Origin of the sequence: Caldicellulosiruptor changbaiensis (assembly GCF_003999255.1) — a bacterium.
Lineage (GTDB): Bacteria > Bacillota > Thermoanaerobacteria > Caldicellulosiruptorales > Caldicellulosiruptoraceae > Caldicellulosiruptor > Caldicellulosiruptor changbaiensis.
The window spans coordinates 285,781-302,500 of the sequence record NZ_CP034791.1 but is presented as its reverse complement, the minus strand read 5'-3'; the positions used below and the strand labels follow the sequence as shown (position 1 = coordinate 302,500).

The 16,720-nt window shown below is 34.8% G+C and carries 16 protein-coding genes (1 of these 16 cut by a window edge); 3 read left to right on the top strand and 13 right to left on the bottom strand.

Annotated features, from left to right (window positions below):
• The 5 genes from ELD05_RS01395 to yajC all read right to left on the bottom strand — a co-directional run.
• Nucleotides 1-118, bottom strand: the 5' portion of a protein-coding gene (locus ELD05_RS01395) for a mannose-1-phosphate guanylyltransferase (RefSeq protein WP_127351070.1). 938 nt of this gene lie to the left of the window's left edge; only the first 118 of its 1,056 coding nucleotides appear in the window; the start codon lies at nt 116-118; its stop codon lies off the left edge, out of view.
• A 7-nt stretch (nt 119-125) separates the two neighbouring features.
• Nucleotides 126-1,364 (bottom strand): V-type ATP synthase subunit I domain-containing protein, encoded by a 1,239-nt coding sequence (locus ELD05_RS01390; RefSeq protein ID WP_127351069.1) that lies wholly within the window; start codon nt 1,362-1,364, stop codon nt 126-128.
• 65 nt (nt 1,365-1,429) lie between these two features.
• On the bottom strand, nt 1,430-3,196 hold the full coding sequence (locus ELD05_RS01385; RefSeq protein WP_127351068.1) for a phosphoenolpyruvate carboxykinase (GTP): 1,767 nt from the start codon (nt 3,194-3,196) through the stop codon (nt 1,430-1,432).
• Between the two features lie 163 nt (nt 3,197-3,359).
• Nucleotides 3,360-4,217, bottom strand: coding sequence for a 16S rRNA (adenine(1518)-N(6)/adenine(1519)-N(6))-dimethyltransferase RsmA (rsmA, locus tag ELD05_RS01380; protein WP_127351067.1), 858 nt, complete (start codon nt 4,215-4,217; stop codon nt 3,360-3,362).
• An 85-nt stretch (nt 4,218-4,302) separates the two neighbouring features.
• The gene (gene yajC / locus ELD05_RS01375) at nt 4,303-4,674 is read right to left on the bottom strand and encodes a preprotein translocase subunit YajC (protein WP_127351066.1); all 372 of its coding nucleotides are present in this window, start codon (nt 4,672-4,674) and stop codon (nt 4,303-4,305) included.
• A 122-nt stretch (nt 4,675-4,796) separates the two neighbouring features.
• Between yajC and ELD05_RS01370 the strand changes: the two genes are divergently transcribed.
• On the top strand, nt 4,797-5,207 hold the full coding sequence (locus ELD05_RS01370; RefSeq protein WP_241243558.1) for a radical SAM protein: 411 nt from the start codon (nt 4,797-4,799) through the stop codon (nt 5,205-5,207).
• A gap of 61 nt (nt 5,208-5,268) precedes the next feature.
• On the opposite strand, the gene ELD05_RS01365 is transcribed toward ELD05_RS01370, so the two are convergent.
• Entirely contained in the window at nt 5,269-6,972 is a 1,704-nt protein-coding gene (locus ELD05_RS01365) for an IS1634-like element ISCsa8 family transposase (protein ID WP_127351065.1), read from the bottom strand.
• 159 nt (nt 6,973-7,131) lie between these two features.
• On the opposite strand from ELD05_RS01365, the gene ELD05_RS01360 reads away from it, so the two are divergent.
• Nucleotides 7,132-7,998, top strand: a complete 867-nt coding sequence (locus ELD05_RS01360; RefSeq protein WP_333782520.1) for a radical SAM protein — start codon at nt 7,132-7,134, stop codon at nt 7,996-7,998.
• Here ELD05_RS01360 and ELD05_RS01355 read toward each other — a convergent pair.
• Genes ELD05_RS01355 through ELD05_RS01345 form a run of 3 tightly spaced genes read right to left on the bottom strand, consistent with a single transcriptional unit; the run spans nt 7,995 to nt 10,811 of the window.
• Nucleotides 7,995-9,422: a glycosyltransferase family 39 protein gene (locus ELD05_RS01355; RefSeq protein WP_127351064.1), complete on the bottom strand. Its 1,428-nt coding sequence runs from the start codon at nt 9,420-9,422 to the stop codon at nt 7,995-7,997. The genes ELD05_RS01360 and ELD05_RS01355 overlap by 4 nt on opposite strands.
• 17 nt (nt 9,423-9,439) lie before the next feature.
• Nucleotides 9,440-9,871, bottom strand: coding sequence for a GtrA family protein (locus ELD05_RS01350; RefSeq protein ID WP_039764815.1), 432 nt, complete (start codon nt 9,869-9,871; stop codon nt 9,440-9,442).
• Nucleotides 9,864-10,811, bottom strand: coding sequence for a glycosyltransferase family 2 protein (locus ELD05_RS01345; protein ID WP_127351063.1), 948 nt, complete (start codon nt 10,809-10,811; stop codon nt 9,864-9,866). The genes ELD05_RS01350 and ELD05_RS01345 overlap by 8 nt, the downstream gene beginning before the upstream one ends.
• A 188-nt stretch (nt 10,812-10,999) precedes the next feature.
• Here ELD05_RS01345 and ELD05_RS01340 point away from each other — a divergent pair, with 188 nt between their 5' ends.
• Nucleotides 11,000-12,562 carry an ArnT family glycosyltransferase gene (locus ELD05_RS01340; protein WP_127351062.1) on the top strand — a complete coding sequence of 521 codons (1,563 nt, stop codon included), beginning with the start codon at nt 11,000-11,002 and terminating at the stop codon, nt 12,560-12,562.
• 315 nt (nt 12,563-12,877) lie between these two features.
• Here the strand turns inward: ELD05_RS01340 and ELD05_RS01335 are convergent, their stop codons facing one another.
• From ELD05_RS01335 to ELD05_RS01320, 4 genes are read right to left on the bottom strand one after another with little or no spacing between them, the layout of a single operon-like run.
• A complete protein-coding gene (locus tag ELD05_RS01335) occupies nt 12,878-13,861 on the bottom strand; it encodes an ABC transporter ATP-binding protein (RefSeq protein ID WP_127351061.1) in 984 nt (327 codons plus the stop codon).
• Nucleotides 13,858-14,838, bottom strand: coding sequence for an ABC transporter ATP-binding protein (locus ELD05_RS01330; protein ID WP_127351060.1), 981 nt, complete (start codon nt 14,836-14,838; stop codon nt 13,858-13,860). Before ELD05_RS01330 ends, ELD05_RS01335 begins: the two co-directional genes overlap by 4 nt.
• Before the next feature lie 2 nt (nt 14,839-14,840).
• Entirely contained in the window at nt 14,841-15,722 is an 882-nt protein-coding gene (locus ELD05_RS01325; protein ID WP_127351059.1) for an ABC transporter permease, read from the bottom strand.
• Nucleotides 15,719-16,720, bottom strand: coding sequence for an ABC transporter permease (locus tag ELD05_RS01320; protein WP_408609364.1), 1,002 nt, complete (start codon nt 16,718-16,720; stop codon nt 15,719-15,721). The genes ELD05_RS01325 and ELD05_RS01320 overlap by 4 nt, the downstream gene beginning before the upstream one ends.

The window sequence follows — 16,720 nt, the reverse complement described above, 5'->3', positions numbered from 1 at the left end:
TCATTTCCAAAAAACTTTTGTCGCCAAACAACTTTAAAAATTGTTTTGGAAAAGATTTTCTGCTCTTTGGCCAAAGTCTAAGTCCGCTACCACCTGATAATATACAGGCATATTCCATAACTTTTTTATTCTTCCTTTTCTATGAGCTCTAAGGTCATCTTAAAGTAACCTTCCTTGCCTTCCATGACCTTGCCATCTTTTGTAACAAACTCTGAAAACCCAAAAGCCTTTGCCTTCTTTTCTGTATCTTCTGAATACTCACCAGGAACTAAAATTTCTATTCTGTCCTTTTTCTTCTTAGACCGCTTATATCCAATTACTAAATACCCTTGATCTGAGACAAGTCTAAAAACAAATGGATTAGAAATTATATATAAAAATGGGTGCAAATTTGAAAATCTAAAGATGTCTTTTTTGTCAACTTTCATCCACTTGACTTTATCATCAGAAAAAGGCTCAAACTTTTCGCACTTTTCTTTTAATTCTTCAAATATTCTCCTCCACGTTCTTTTATCACCAAATTCTAAAATGCAGTAGTTTTTTTCAAGCTCAGGCTGAACATCTTCTGTAGAATCTATTTTTTCGATGATTTTTTCTTTTTCCCTTTCATTTTCTAACTTTTCAATCTCCTCCGTAAGTTTTTCAATTATTGCGGGAAGTTCTTCTTTTTCGTCAGAGCGCTTATTAATTTCATTCACGTTGGTTTCTTCGCCACTTTCTTCTGCCTTTTGGGATATCACTTCAAATACCTGCAAGTTTGAATCCTCTGAGCTATTGTCTGCAAACTTCTTTTCACCATCTTCTTGATCCTTTTTAGATTCTGTATCTAAATTATTTTGAGCTACAAGATGGTGGTAATACAAGTTTTCATTTAAAGAAGTTTCGTCTAAAGTTTTATCATTTCCGTTCTTTACGCCTTTTTTCTCTTCCTTTTTCTTGCCTTCTTCAAGCTCCTCCAAAGTATCCTTTTCCAATGTATAAAGGTCTTTTTCATCAATACTTCCAATGAGCAATAGTTTTCTTTTCCCTTTTCTTTCTTTTATAATGGCAAAACCCATAATCTCCTTTAGCTGATAACCAGACCCAAACATATTGAACCTGCTTGTTGAAAGCAGTTGTGAGATTGTAGCCTTTTGTGGGCTTTGCAAATGGCAAAAGAATACCGGACAAAACTTATCCGTTCTTTTTACAATGCCCATTAAAGCTATTTTTTCTTCTTTTTCTTCAATCCCCTGGAGTACAACTTCCAAATCCACCGTATCAACAATTGCTTGAACTTTGACATACCCAAAAGGAACTCTATCTTTTTCTTCTATTCCCTTTAAGATGACCACAACCCTTGTAAATGCAGAATTTGAAAGCAAAACAAAAGACCTCCTTCACACCCTTTGTATCAGTATATGAAGGAGGTCTTGAATTTGGTGATTGTTTACCTTAAAAGCCTTTGTTTTAGTTTTTCGTTCTCTTCAATGAGCTCTTTGGGAAGTCTTTCTCCAAACTGGCTTAAAAACTGCCTTGAATCCTCTGCTTCTTTGATCCATAAATCTTTGTCTATCTCTAGAAGTTTTTCAACAGTTTCTTTGTCTATATCAAGACCTTCTAAGTAAAGATCATCAACATATGGAACATATCCAATTGGTGTTTCCTTTGCTCCTACTTTACCTTCACATCTTTCGATTATCCACTTGAGCACTCTCAAGTTCTCACCAAATCCTGGCCAGATGAACTTGCCATTTTCGTCTTGTCTAAACCAGTTCACATGGAAAATCTTTGGAGGTTTTGGAATCTTTTTACCCATCTCAAGCCAGTGCGCAAAATAGTCTGCCATATTATATCCACAGAATGGAAGCATTGCCATTGGGTCGCGACGAACTACACCCACCTTGCCCATTGCAGCAGCTGTTGTCTCGGACGCCATTGTTGCACCCACATATACACCATGCTGCCAATCAAACGCTTCATATACAAGCGGAGCAACCTTTGCTCTTCTTCCACCAAATATGATAGCTGAAATTGGCACACCTTTTGGGTTCTCCCACTCTTTTGAGATTGACGGACACTGTGCAGCTGGTGCTGTGAACCTTGCGTTGGGGTGAGCACCCTTTTCGCCGCTGTCTTTTGTCCACGGCCTTCCAAGCCAGTCAATTCCTCGCTCTGGCACTTCGCCATCCATGCCTTCCCACCAAACTGTTCCATCTTCTTTTAAAAGAACATTTGTATATATAGTATTTCTCTTTATTGTCTCCATTGCATTCGGATTTGTCTTGTAGCTTGTGCCAGGAGCAACTCCAAAAAACCCTGCCTCAGGGTTGATTGCCCAAAGTCTTCCATCCTCGCCTATTCTCATCCATGCAATGTCGTCGCCAACAGTCCAAACCTTATATCCAAGCTTTTTGAGAGGCTCTGGCGGAATTAACATTGCAAGGTTTGTCTTTCCACACGCGCTTGGGAACGCACCTGCGATGTATGTTACTTTACCGCTTGGGTCTTCAACTCCAACAATTAGCATGTGCTCTGCCATCCAGCCTTCTTTTTTCCCCAAGTAGCTTGCAATTCTGAGCGCAAAACATTTTTTGGAAAGAATGACATTGCCACCATATCCTGAGTTTACGCTCATGATAGTGTTGTCCTGTGGAAAGTGACAGATGTACCTCTTCTCTGGGTCAAGTGTTGCTTTTGAGTGAAGTCCTTTTACAAAGTCAGGAGAAGAGCCAAGATGTCTTAGCGCAACATCGCCAATTCTCGCCATGATTCTTAAGTTAAGTACAACATAGATGCTGTCTGTCAGCTCAATGCCCACTTTTGAATATGGTGACCCAACAGGTCCCATCAAGTATGGAACAACATACATTGTTCGACCTTTCATGGAACCGTCAAAAAGTGAGTAGAGCATCTTGTAAGCCTCGTTCGGGTCCATCCAGTTGTTTGTTGGACCTGCCTCTTCTTTTGTTGGAGTGCAGATAAATGTCCTGTCTTCAACCCTTGCAACATCGCTCGGATGTGTTCTGTGAAGATAACACCCTGGAAGCTTTTCCTGGTTGAGCTCCATCAGCTCCCCCGTCTGAAGAGCTTCTTTAATGAGCTTCTCTTTTTCCTCTTCAGATCCATCTATCCAGACAATCTTGTCTGGCTTTGTAATCCTTGCCATCTCGTCAATCCATTGATACACGGACGGATGCAAGTTCACCTCTACCACCTTTTCTCCACCACCTTGCAAGTTTTATTCTGTACAATTGCAATTTGTATTATATTATACCTTAACTTAACTGAAAATGTCAAAATAAAAAATTAAGGCGATGTGTAAAAATGAAATTGTACATATCAATTGTTGCAAAGCCCTTTTTACTTGACTTGCAATTTTAAATTCTACTTTCAAGTTCTTTGTAAAGTCTTACAAAATGGTCCAAACTCAAATCCTCTGCCCTCAAATTTTCCTGCAAAGAAGCTTTTTCCAATATACTCTTTAGTTTTGCTTTTTCAATCTCAAGAGACTTTGAAAGAGAGTTCAAAATGGTTTTTCTTCGTGTAGAAAAGCAAGCGTGAACTATCTTGAAAAACTTTTTCTCATCAACATCTGGAATATCTTCTTTGAAGCTTACCTTTAAAACAGTTGAGTCAACCTCAGGTCTTGGAAAAAAGACATTCTTGCTAACATGAAAGAAGTCTTCTACTTTACAATAAAAGTTCATTGCAACTGTCAAAATCCCATAGTCTTTTGAACCAGGTTTTGCTAAAAGTCTCTGTGCAACTTCCTTCTGAACCATAATTGTAAATGACTCTATATAATTTCTGTCCTCAAATAACTTGAATAGAATCTGTGAAGTTACATAATACGGTAGATTGCCAACAACACAGAGTTTTTGACTGTTTGTTAAATTTTTAACATTAAGCTTAAGAAAATCTTCATTTATTATCTCTACATTTAAAAGATTTTGGCAAACCTCTTTTAAGACATTCAAAATCTTTTTGTCAATCTCAACTGCAAAAACCTTTTTTGCCTTTTGAGAAAGAAATGTTGTCAAAGTCCCCGGCCCTGCTCCAATCTCCAAAACCTCTTTTTGATCAATCTTTGCAAGATTCACTATCTTTCTTACAATGTTTTCATCAATCAAGAAATTTTGACCAAGTTTTTTATTTGGCTTAAGACTATACTTTTCAAGAAGTGAAAGAAGCTCAGAAATTGTAATGGCAATCTCAACTCCTTCTTTCTCAAAAATAAAGTCTTTTTTTAAAAATAAATGGCTCTGAAGCCCACAATCTTCAGAACCATTCTCCTTTTAGCTTATGGCATTTTTTTCACTTTTAATCTCTTGGCTCAGCCTTCTTCAAAACTTCTTTTACGGCCCATTTGTAAACCTTTAGCTTTACCCTGTCAGCCCCTACCTCGATTGTCAAGATGTCATCCTTGATATTCACAATCTTTCCAACAATTCCACCGTTTGTTACTATCTCATCACCAACAATGAGTGAATTTATCATGTCTCTGAACTGTTTTTCTCTTCTTCGTTGGGGAAGGATGATAAAAATATAAAAGATGACAAACATCAAAAGCAGTGGAAGAATTAGTTGAGTAAACACAAGCACCCATGTAGCCCCTGCTGGTGCCTGATTTGATGAGCTTTGAGCGTTGTTTGTCGCAAAAGCTACCTCAAACAAAAGATTAAAGAGTTTCATAAAGTTCTTTTGCCTCCTACTTATCAATTTGATTTTTTAATCTAAAACTAACATAATAATATTATAATAGTTTTCAAAAAAAGACAAGCACTTTTGAAAAGCATAAGGAGGAAGTAGGGATTATGGCAGTTTCAAATAGCAATCTCAAAATTGACAGACTTTATTCAGGCGGGGTTATAACAAACTACTACTGCTCATCAAGGTGTCGGCATTGTCTTTACAACAGCTCACCTTCATGGAAAAAAGAGTATATAACTCCTCAGATGGCAGACAAGGTCTTTAAGACCTTAAAAAAGTTTGGAGTTTACTCTGTTCATATAGGCGGTGGTGAGCCTTTTTTGAATTTTGAAGGTCTTAAAAAGGTTGTAGAGAAGGCAAATGAAAATGGAGTGTACATAGAGTACATTGAGACAAACGCATCATGGGTGGAAAATGAAAAAGAGGCAAAGCAAAAGCTAAAAGAGCTAAAAAGTCTTGGAATAGAAACTATTTTGGTATCAATCAGTCCATTTCACTTGACTTTGTCAGTTTGAAACTCAAAAAGCTTGGGAGGACTGGGATTGACAAAATATGGACCTCAATTTTGTCACTACATCATTTGCTAATACCAATAAATTCTAAGCCTTCCTCATATGTGATGAAATTTTTCGGCCCCTTTATCTTCATCACATTCAGTATATCTCCAGCTCCTTCTTCTGTCCTTTGCTTTATCAAATATTTCTTCCCTTTTATCTCTATTTCAAAAAAGTTCATTGAATCTATTGCTTCCATTATCCTTTCACTACTTATTCCTTTACCTTTTTTCCTCAAAATATATTCCAATGTCCTCTGTAATAAAAATGCCAAAAAACATATCACAAAATGTCCTTTTATTCTGCTTTCTGTAAAGTGATATATCGGTCGTACTTCTAAACAGCTTTTCATTACTCTGAATGACTGTTCTATCTTCCATAAATCGTGATATGCTCCTAAAACTTCTTCTACATCCATATCCTTTTTGCTCGTTTGTATTGCATAATAACCGTCAAACTTCTCATCTCGTTTTATCGCTTCCTCATCCAGTACATATTCTTCTGACTTTGATTTCTTCTTCAAATATTTCCTCGCACCTTTTTTCTCTAAGGCTGTTATACTTCCTTTGTTCTCTAAAAGCTCTTTGGCTTTTGATACCAATCTCTCTCTGTCTTCTTTGTCTTTCTTAGCTCTCTTGCTTGAATACGTTATTATCAGTCTCTCTTCTATTTTAAACTCTTTACCCTCTTCATCCTTGATAACATTTGTTCTTTCCAATACCTTATATTTGAATTCATCCCCATAAATTTCTTCAGCATTCAAACAACTTTTTCCATCAAGCCTTTTATATCCTTCTTGCTCAAATACTTCATCTAAAACTTCTTTACTTGCATTCTTTAATCTGCTTGCTACTATATAATCGTATCCCGCTTCTTTTATCATCTTTAAATTTAATCTGCTGTTGAGCCCTTTGTCTGCTACTATCACTATCTTATCTATACTAAATTTTTCCTTCAGTTTCCTCAGTATCTTTACCATTGTCTTGCTATCTATTGTATTGCCAGGAAAAAGTTCATAACCTATCGGCCTGCCTTCTTTGTCTACCAAAAGCCCTAACACAACCTGTACTTCATTTATCTTGTTGTCTTTGCTAAAACCAAAATTTTTAAGTTCATCGGCTCTACAACTCTCAAAGTATATTGTCGTCACGTCATAAAAAACTACATCAACTACCATCTTAAATAAATCCCTATTTTTCTGATACAGATACGTCTCTAAATCCTCTTTTATACTGTCAAGAAAATCTAAACACCTGTACAACTGATTTAAATCTATATCCTCTTCAAATCCAAAATATTTATTTCTCTGATGATAAGTTCTTAGTTTGCTCATAGGTTCTATCAATCTCTGTATGGTCATTAAAAAACTTACTTTGTCTACATCAAATTTTATCTTTCTCCCTTTTGTTGCTTTCTCTTTTAAAAACTTATCTATTTCAAGTTCTTCCCATAACTTTCTGAATACAATGTATCCCCAATTTTTTATAACTGCATCCGATACATCCTCTTCAGATTCAATAGTAACAGCTTCTGTATTCTTAGTAGTTGTTCTTTCAACAATATCAGATAGTTTTTTTACAATGTTTTTAAAAGCAGGATCACTTTTGAGAAGATCAAGTCTACCAAAATTAAATAACACTCTTTGTTTTACCTTGCCATTTTCACGATAGTTTTCGACTAATCTAACATACTGGTAACAGCCAGCATTAGTTATTTTGACAAACATATGGTAACTCCTCAAAGGTATTTTGAGTAATTGTACCACAAAATATTCAAAATGTCAAGTATTTATGGCATATTTCAGACTATAATTTGCCACTACAATTTTTAAAATTTTTTATTTTTCTATTCTCAAAACCCGCATAAATTAAGACTTTGTTATTTTTTGTTAGCTCAAAAACCCCTCCTAACTGACAAAGTCAAGAAAAAGTTTGGAGTTTACTCTGTTCATATAGGCGGTGGTGAGCCTTTTTTGAATTTTGAAGGTCTTAAAAAGGTTGTAGAGAAGGCAAATGAAAATGGAGTGTACATAGAGTACATTGAGACAAACGCATCATGGGTGGAAAATGAAAAAGAGGCAAAGCAAAAGCTAAAAGAGCTAAAAAGTCTTGGAATAGAAACTATTTTGGTATCAATCAGTCCATTTCACAATGAATACATTCCGCTCAAAAAAGTGTTAAAGTTAATAAACCTTTTAAGAGATGTTGGAATTGAAATCTTCCTGTGGGTAGAAGGTTTTTTACCTGAGATAAAAAGGTTTGACATTGAAGAAACACATTCCTTTTCAGAATATATTGATACCTTTGGCGTAAACTATATAAAATCGCTACCTTTGCGCTATTACCTTACATTAAATGGAAGGGCAATAAAAACTTTTGAAGAATTCTTCCCTAAAAAGAGTATTGAGGAAATACTCGAAAACTCATCTCCCTGCCATGAACTAAACAGCAAGACTCATTTTCATATGGACCTTTTTGGAAATTTTATCCCAAACCCATGTGTGGGATTCAAAATTTCTATTGAGGACTTGGGAAAAGATCTTGATGACAAAAAGTATTTTTTTGTAAATATGCTCTACACAAAAGGTATTCATGAGCTTTTCAGGTTTGCTAAAGAAAACTTTGGATATGAAGCGAAAAAAGGCTATCTTCACAAATGCAGTCTGTGTTTTGACATAAGAAGGTCCTTGGTATTAGGGAAAAACATAGAGGCATTTGATCTTGGGCCAAGAGAATTTTATGAACAGTATTAAAATCTTTTTAATTTCTCTCTCAGCCACTTTATCCCTTGGCCGCTTAATAAAAAGAGTGTAAAAATTGCAGGGTAGTGATAACGTGGCTGAACTTCTAAAAATATGTGTAATACAACATAGCCAAGGAATATAAGATTTAACAAAAGAAAAATTTCTTTGTTGGCATTTTTTTTAGATGAGAGAATCCCTAAAATGATGTAAATCAAAATTACATAGTAGTATAGCTGAGAGAACATATAGAAAATGGTTGGATGAATTTTTACAAGATTAACAAAATATGTGGTTTTGTAAACTTTAAAAGTACTCCAAAAATACCCAAAGCTATCATCGCCCCAGATAATAGCATGTTTGCGAGGGAGAATAGCAATAAATTTTTTTGTCTCTTTTCTGAGTCTCTCTAAACCTATTTTCATAGCCTCACCGTGCATCTTTTGAAAATCATAAGCATATTTTTTAACAAACAAAGAATGTTTAGGATTGTTCATACCATATGTTGTATAGTCTGTACCAATCATGAGATTAAGCCCCATTGATGTTTTCCACACAGGAATGCCTGTGAGACAAAAAATTAGATATCCTAATGTATAGAATGTAATAACGTATGAAATTATACTTAAGATAGCAATCTTTAAGGTTTTAAAATCTTTACAAAGAGCTTTTAGTGCAAACAAGAAAACCATCGCAATTATGATCACAACAGCAACAGGTCTTATATGATTTGAAATTGCCACAAGGACTCCTGCAAATATGCCAAAAATAGCTTTTTTCTCTTTTATTGTCCTTATCAAAAAATACAGCCCCAGCATAAAAAACACAATAAATGGGTGTTCAGACGCCAAAACTGAATTATACATTATCTGCGATGGCCAGAAGGCATACAAAACTGCTGAATATGTGGCTGCTTCTTTGCCAAAAAGATAGTCAACAGTAAAATATATGATAAGTCCTAAAATTACTGAAAGAAACACATTGAAAAGTTTTCCTACAATCACGCTGCTTCCAAAAATCTTGAAAACAAGTGCCAAAATTAATGAATATCCAAATCTGAACCTAAAGAGTGTAAAAGTCATGTCATACCCTTTTAAAAAGCCTTGAGAAGCTTTTTGGGCATAGGAATAAAAACACAAATAGTCCGAAACCGGCTTTGTTGGCATCAAAAAAATCCATATAAGTCTTGGAGCTGCTATAACAAGAATTAACAAGAGTATAGCGAGTTTTTTGTTTGCCAGTTTTCGAAATATAAAAAGCCAAATATTAAAGATTAAAAAAGCTGACAAAAGAAGAATAACCATCACAACAAAACTTATTTTCTTATGTGTAAGAGCAACTATCCGAAACTGAAATGACAAAACAATGGCTAATCCTAAAAGCACTACAACAATGTATCTAAAAAATGTGTCAAGTCTTCCTACTGTATTTTGCATTCACATACCCTACCCTTTCAAAATTTGTTAAATACCCAATACTTATACGATAAATAGTTTATCATTTGAGCGCAAAGAGTTGCAAGAACTTTGGCGATTAAAATTGAATTTGATAGGTAGGTTTTTGAAAGTTTTAAGACAACAATTGAAGATCCTAATGAAACAAGGTTTGTAATCACAAATTTTAACAGCTTTGTAATTATTACTTTTCCGGTGGTTTTGTCTTCAAATGTCCACTTTTTGTTCATTATAAAGCTATTTATCATGCCGCTTGTGTACCCAAAAACCTGACTGAGTGAGTAACTGATATGAAAGACAAAATAAAAAAGAAAAAATACTGCAAAGTCAACTGCCGTATTTATAACCCCAACTATCGAAAATTTCACAAGCTGGACTATTTGCTTTTTGTACAAATTTATCTTTTCTACAAAATAGCTAAAATTATTCATCCCCCGCTATCTCCTCGATGAAGTATAAAGGTCTTCTTTTGACCTCTTTATAAATTTTGCCAATATACTCACCAATGAGCCCTAAGGCAACAAGCTGAAGCCCGCCTATAAACCAAATTGAAATTGTAAGCGAAGTCCAGCCTGTAACAGCTTGTCCTCTTAATTTCTGTACTATCGCATATATAAGAATTACAAGACTTAGCAAAAACATCAAAAAACCAGCTGTTGTGATATACTTTATGGGCTTTACCGAAAAAGATGTAATCCCTTCAAAAGCAAAAGATAGCATTTTTCTGAGTGGATACTTTGTTTTCCCTGCTACTCTTTCTAACCTTTCATAGTAGACAACTGTTGATTTTAAGCCAATTAATGGAATCATACCTCTTAAGAACAAGTTTCTCTCTTCAAACTGCAAAAGATACTGGACTGCTCTTTTACTCATGAGCCTGTAATCAGCATGATTAAAAACAATCTCAACTCCAAATGCCTTCATTAGTTTATAAAAGCCCTCTGCAGTAAACCTTTTGAAAAACGTATCTGTTTTTCTGCTGCTTCTCACTCCATACACAATCTCATAACCTTCCTTGTACTTTTGTATAAACTCATCAATGACATTGATATCGTCCTGCAAATCAGCATCCAATGTAATTATACAATCAGCAAACTTTACAGCATAGCTCATTCCTGCCATAAGGGCGTTTTGATGCCCACAGTTTCGCGAAAGTTTGACCCCCAAAAATCTCTTATCCTCTGCAGCAGCTTTGATTAGATCCCACGTTCTATCACGGCTTCCATCGTCAACAAAGACAACTTTGCTTTTATCAGAAATTAGCTCTTTTTCAATGAGGCTTTGCAGTTTTTCACCCATCTTTTGAATTGTGAAAGGCAGCATTTCTTCTTCGTTAAAACAGGGGATTACAAAGTATACTCTCGGTGGCATTTTTCGCAGCTCCTTTAATAACTTTTGAAGATATTATATAATAGTTTCTTGAGAACTTCAAATTTTAAGTATAAAGCGGCAGCCTCTTTTGACAAAAAATAAAAGAAAGAAAAATTTTTTGTCAAAATATGCTAAACATAAATACTTAAAACAAGTATTAAATAATTGAAAGGCGGGAAAAAATCAAAATGGTTAATATAACTTCAAAAGTTTTAAAAAACACCTTAATTTATTTCGTATACGTCATTATCATTCTTTTTGTATTGTATGTTTTTGAAAAAAATTTTCTTAATGGAAACATAGACTACATACTACCTACTCGAATCCCAAAACCTTTATCAAGATTGCTCCTTTTAATGTCAGTACTTATTGGAAGCATAATTCTTGTATTAGTAAATAGCAAAATAAATATTTCTCAGCTCAATGACAAATACATATTGGTTACATTGTTTATCACTGCAACATTACTTTCACTACCATTAATATTTTTTTCTGAAATTATGCCTAACTCTGATTTTTTAACTTATTACTTGATAGCTAAAAATTTACTTAATGGAAAAATATTTATCCCAAATTATATAGCAGTATTCCCGCATACAATTGCGTTCTCTACCTTTTTGTCTTTTGTTTTTCGCTTGTTTGGCCCATCAATACTCTCAGCACAATTAACAGGCATAGTTCTTTCATCACTATCAGTTGTTTTTGTCTATCTAATTGGGCAAGAAGTTAGTAAAAGGCAATATGGATTTATTGCTGCTTTAATTTGGACCTTAATGCCATCCAGAATTTTTTATTCAGTTTTAATATGTACAGAAAACTTATTTAATGCCATAGCACTATTATCTGCGTTGATATTTTTAAAAGCAATGAACAATACCCTGCCAATAAAGAATAAATATTTAAATTTCGTTTTAATCGGCGTTTTATTTGCCATATTGAATAGCATTAGACCTAATGGCATTATTGTATTTATAGCATTTATTGTATTTTATCTTTTGTTTTTTGAATATAAAAGTGACAGAGAGAATGTTTTTTTCTTTTTTAAAATTCATTTAAAAAAGGGGTTAATAGTAAAAAGTTTTTTTGTGCTAACGGTTTTTATTGCATATTTCTTGACTTCATTCTCAATTAATCTTGCTATTGAATCAAAAATTAAACAACAAATTGCAACCCCAAGAATTGGGTGGAACATGTATGTGGGTCTGAATGTATCCTCGCACGGTCAATGGAATAAAAAAGATTCTGAATTATTTAGTAAATTAATACAAGAAAAAGGTCCCCAACAAGTTCAGAAAACCTTTTTTGAGCTTGGCATTAAAAGATTACAAGATATTATAAAAGACAAAAAAATGAAAAGATTTATCCTTGATAAAGTAATTACAATGTGGCATGCTGACCATGAATCTTATGATTACGCTGCAGGAGCTCAACCAAAAAATTCAAGAGCAAAGCTAAAGTTTTCACAAAATAATAAGGCTGCAAAACTTATCTTTGATACTTATTACTACATTGTTTTATTTACCTCCTTGTTGGAATTAATAATGCTAACAATAAAGAGAGGAGGTTTAAAACCAGTAATTCTAATAGGATGCTTTATTATCTTAGGAACTATTTTGTTACACATCCCTTTCGAAGTAGCATTAAGATATAAAAACCATGCTTTGTTATGGTTTTGTTTTATTTCAGCCAATGGAATAGTTACAATTTCAGAAAAAATTACAATATCAAGTAAGCTAAATGTAAATAATTAACCATAGCTTATATCCTATTCTTTTCAATATCCTAATCTTAGCTTTTTTATAGACCTTAGTAAAAATCTATATAATCTATAACAATAAAAAGGCCGTCTTTGTGTTGACAGCTCACCTAAGGTTTTTTCCTTTTATTAGTTATCCAAATTAAAGTAAGAATATTGACAATTGCAATCATCATTGCACATATCACTAATGTAAATTCTAATCCGTTTTTTCTAAAATAAAGTAGCCAAATTAGTGATAATACAATTATAATCATTGAAAGAAAAAAATAAAACTTTTGCATCTTCTCATCTCCATCAATTTCTCAATCTAATCTTTAAAAACATGGCAAGCAATATAATGGTCCGCATTTACCTTCTCAAGTTCAGGTGTGATGCTCAAACATTTATCAACAAAATAGTTACATGCATGTGAAAATGGACAGTTTTTTGTCTCAGGCCCCCTTATTGGTGGGTCGTGCGACCTTAGCTGTTCGATCTCTCTATTTCTTGCCAGCTCTGGATCCGCAATAGGGCTCGAACTAATAAGTACTTTTGTATAAGGATGAATGGGTCTTGTTATTACCTCTTCACTTGTCCCTTTTTCAACAATTCTGCCACCATATATAACTGCTATCTCACCTTTTTCATAAGTAAAATACCTTGCTGCTCCAATATCATGTAAAATGAGTATGACAGTGATATTATGTTTGTCATTTAGGTCTTTTAATAACTTTATTATTGCAGCTCTTAGCGACATGTCAATCATACTTATAGGTTCATCAGCAATTAGTATCTCAGGCTGTGCAGTCAGCGCACGTGCAATTGCAAGTCGCTGGCGTCCACCACCAGATAAATGGTGTGGATATTTATTAAAAAAATAGTCAGGTGGCATCAGGCCAACCATTTCTAAAAGCTCATAGACCTTTTCTTCTAACTTTCTGCCTGTAAGACCTTGGCACTTTTTCAACGGGTCAGCTATTATCTTAAAAATGGTCTTTGATGGGTGCAAAGATGCATAGGGGTCTTGATGAACGTACTGAACTTTTTTTCTTAAATGTTTGTATTCACTTCTATTTACATCTTTTAAACTTGTCCCAAACCAGTATACATCACCAGATGATGGTGCATCAAGATTTGCCAATATTCTTGCAAGTGTAGTCTTTCCCATACCACTTTCGCCAATAATAACTAATCTGTCACCTTTTTTGACTTCTAAATTTATATTGTCAAGGACTAATTTATATCTTTTCTTGAATAATCCTTGAGAATAAATTTTACTTACATTCTGTGCTTTTATGGCAATTTCGCTCATTCTCCATATCCTCCTTCTTCATACAAATGGCATGCTACCTTCGTTCCACTTGAAAGCTGAACAAGTGGTGGTCTAACTTTCTTGCAAATGTCCATTACTTGTTCACATCGCGGATGGAATCTGCATCCAGAAGGAGGATTAAGTAAACTTGGTGGGTCGCCAGGGATTGCTTTTATTTTTGACATATCTGCATTAATTGCCATAATGGAATTTATTAGTCCTTTGGTATAAGGATGTTTAGGATTTTTGAAAATTTCAACTGTTGGACTGCACTCCACCAAACATCCGCCATAAATTACAAAAATATTGTCAGCAAGTTCGGCTGCAACTGCAATGTCGTGAGTCACAAAAATAAGTGTAATATTAAGTTTCCTTTTAAGCTCCTTTAGCAGCTGAATGATATGTGCCTGGGTTAAAACATCTAAAGCAGAAGTTGGTTCATCAAGTATTAGAATTTTAGGCTCAAGAAGCAATGCCAGTGCTATCAACACCCGCTGTTTCATACCACCTGAAAGCTGCATAGGATAGGCATTAAGCACAGTTTCAGGATTGAGTCTCACCATCTTTATCTTTTCAGAAGCTCTACTAATCAATTCGTCCTTACTCCAGTTTATCCCATGGGCTTGGATTGTATCTCTAAAATGGTCAATAATTTTCATAGTAGGATTTAACGATTGCTGAGCTGCTTGAGGAACAAGCGCTATCTCTTTCCATCTGATTGTCCTCAGCTCTTCTTCGGTAATTTTTAAGAGGTCCTTTCCTTTGTACTCAACAGTACCTGCAAGAATTCTTCCATTGGGGGGTAAAGTTCTTGTCATTGCTTCAATTATTGTACTTTTGCCCGACGCACTCTCCCCTACAATTGCTGCAGCGGTATTCTCAAAAATCTCAAACGACACGTCATCTGTGGCTTTGATAGTGCCTTCTCTTACTAAATAAATTGCCTTGAGATTAGAAACCTTCAACAAACAATTCATTTTTATTCATGCCCCCGAAGTTTAGGATTAAACACTTCCTCAATTCCTTGAGCCAGTAATATTCCTCCATAAATCAGCAGCACAATATTGAGGATTATAAAAAACGGATAGTGAAACCCCTTAGGTGTATATAATGCCCCTGCTTGGTACAGAGCATAATTTAGCATTATTCCCCAATGAGTGGGATCAAATTTTGCAAGTCCTAAAAACATCAGTCCTATTGAAAATTCCATTGCACTTTTTATCTGCGTTACAAAATTTATGAAGATATAAGGTATTAACAGCTTTGCAATGTCACTGAATAGTATGTAGCCAAGCCCCATGTTTAGCATTCTTGATGCTTCTATAAACTCTTTTGATTTGATGGCAAGTACCTGAGCTGATATCTGTTTTGCCAGCGGTGCCCACAACCAGATAGCAACCAGCAGAGCAATTTCAACAGCGTTCAATTTAGCATTTGTAAATATCGCCGCTAAAATCAAAAGTGCAGGAAATGAAGGAATGACTAAAAATACAGTTATGACCGCATCTAAAATCTTCCCTGCAATTCCCTCAATGTATCCTCGAGCAACACCGAAAATTGTACCTATAATCACTGCAAATAAGCTTGCAAGCAATGTAAGCGAGATTACAGACCTTGACCCATGAACAATTTGTTGAAATATATCAACACCGAAATAGTCTGTACCAAATGGGTGTTTGAGTGAAGGTTTTTGGTATCTTTCTGCAAAGTTGGAATTCATATTTAATGGAACTACTAATGGTCCTATGGTTGCCATTAAAATAAAAAAAGAAAGTATTATCAAGCCAATTAGAGATTTTTTATTTGTAAGTATAGGCTGAATATAGTCATAAAAAAAGTTTGAAAATCTCCTATTTTTCATTTTAGCTTCACCCTTGGATCAATTAATGCATATATAATCTCGGCTATAAAGGTAGCAACAATCACACCAATTACAATCAGTGAAAATAAACCTGTTAAAAGCCCAAAATCTCTCACAGCAATTGCTTTTCCAAAATAAAATCCAATACCAGGATAATTGAAAATAGACTCAACCAGTGTATGTCCTCCTAACATGTAACCTACTGAAATTGCAAGGCTGGCAACCAGTGGTAGCATCGCATTGTTTTTTATATACTTATTTGCAATTACAGAATCTTTCAAACCACGTGCCTGAGCAAACCTAATATAATCTTCCTCCATTACTTGTGATGTATTTCCCCTCATTGCAAGCGTCCAAGCTGCCATCTGAGGAATGGCTGTCGCAAACATAGGCCCAATTGCATGATGCAAGACTTTTAAAATGAACTGAACTGAAAACGAAGGCTCAACATCAACCGGATAAGCACCGCCAATAGGAAGCACTCTTAGTCTCACAGCAAAAATAAATAAAATCAGCACAGCCAATACAAATGGAGGAACAGCTTGAATTATGCTGGAAATTGTTGAAATTATTAAGTCAATTATTGTTCCTCTTTTTTGTGCAGCAAAAGCACCCATAAAGATCCCAACCATGAAACTTACAAATGTAGCAAGTGATATAACAAATAAAGTCCATGGCAGAGATTTAGCAATTATCTCATTTACGCTTGTCTGATAAAATGCTGAATAACCAAAATTGCCTTTAAATAGATTTGAAATAAACCTGAAATATCTGACCACCAGTGACTCGTGAGGGTCAACCCCCATTATTTTATGTGCAATTTCAAGCGCTTGGTCCATTTGCATATTTCTCTGCTGGGCTATTGAAACAGCCAGGCCATAAGCGGGGTCGCCTGGCATCTTATTTACCAGGACAAAAACCCCGCTTATGGCTATAATCAATACTATGAACAGATAAACAAGCCTATCAACAATATATCGCAATTGATTACCCTCCAT

What these genes read in the sequence shown, in the direction of transcription:
- ELD05_RS01370 (WP_241243558.1), top strand. Translation starts at nt 4,797, where the DNA reads ATGGCAGTTTCAAATAGCAATCTCAAAATTGACAGACTTTATTCAGGC.
- ELD05_RS01340 (WP_127351062.1), top strand. Translation starts at nt 11,000, where the DNA reads ATGGTTAATATAACTTCAAAAGTTTTAAAAAACACCTTAATTTATTTC.
- ELD05_RS01335 (WP_127351061.1), bottom strand. Translation starts at nt 13,861, where the DNA reads ATGAGCGAAATTGCCATAAAAGCACAGAATGTAAGTAAAATTTATTCT.
- ELD05_RS01355 (WP_127351064.1), bottom strand. Translation starts at nt 9,422, where the DNA reads ATGCAAAATACAGTAGGAAGACTTGACACATTTTTTAGATACATTGTT.
- ELD05_RS01320 (WP_408609364.1), bottom strand. Translation starts at nt 16,720, where the DNA reads ATGGAGGGTAATCAATTGCGATATATTGTTGATAGGCTTGTTTATCTG.
- yajC (WP_127351066.1), bottom strand. Translation starts at nt 4,674, where the DNA reads ATGAAACTCTTTAATCTTTTGTTTGAGGTAGCTTTTGCGACAAACAAC.
- ELD05_RS01345 (WP_127351063.1), bottom strand. Translation starts at nt 10,811, where the DNA reads ATGCCACCGAGAGTATACTTTGTAATCCCCTGTTTTAACGAAGAAGAA.
- ELD05_RS01350 (WP_039764815.1), bottom strand. Translation starts at nt 9,871, where the DNA reads ATGAATAATTTTAGCTATTTTGTAGAAAAGATAAATTTGTACAAAAAG.
- ELD05_RS01330 (WP_127351060.1), bottom strand. Translation starts at nt 14,838, where the DNA reads ATGAATTGTTTGTTGAAGGTTTCTAATCTCAAGGCAATTTATTTAGTA.
- ELD05_RS01365 (WP_127351065.1), bottom strand. Translation starts at nt 6,972, where the DNA reads ATGTTTGTCAAAATAACTAATGCTGGCTGTTACCAGTATGTTAGATTA.
- ELD05_RS01325 (WP_127351059.1), bottom strand. Translation starts at nt 15,722, where the DNA reads ATGAAAAATAGGAGATTTTCAAACTTTTTTTATGACTATATTCAGCCT.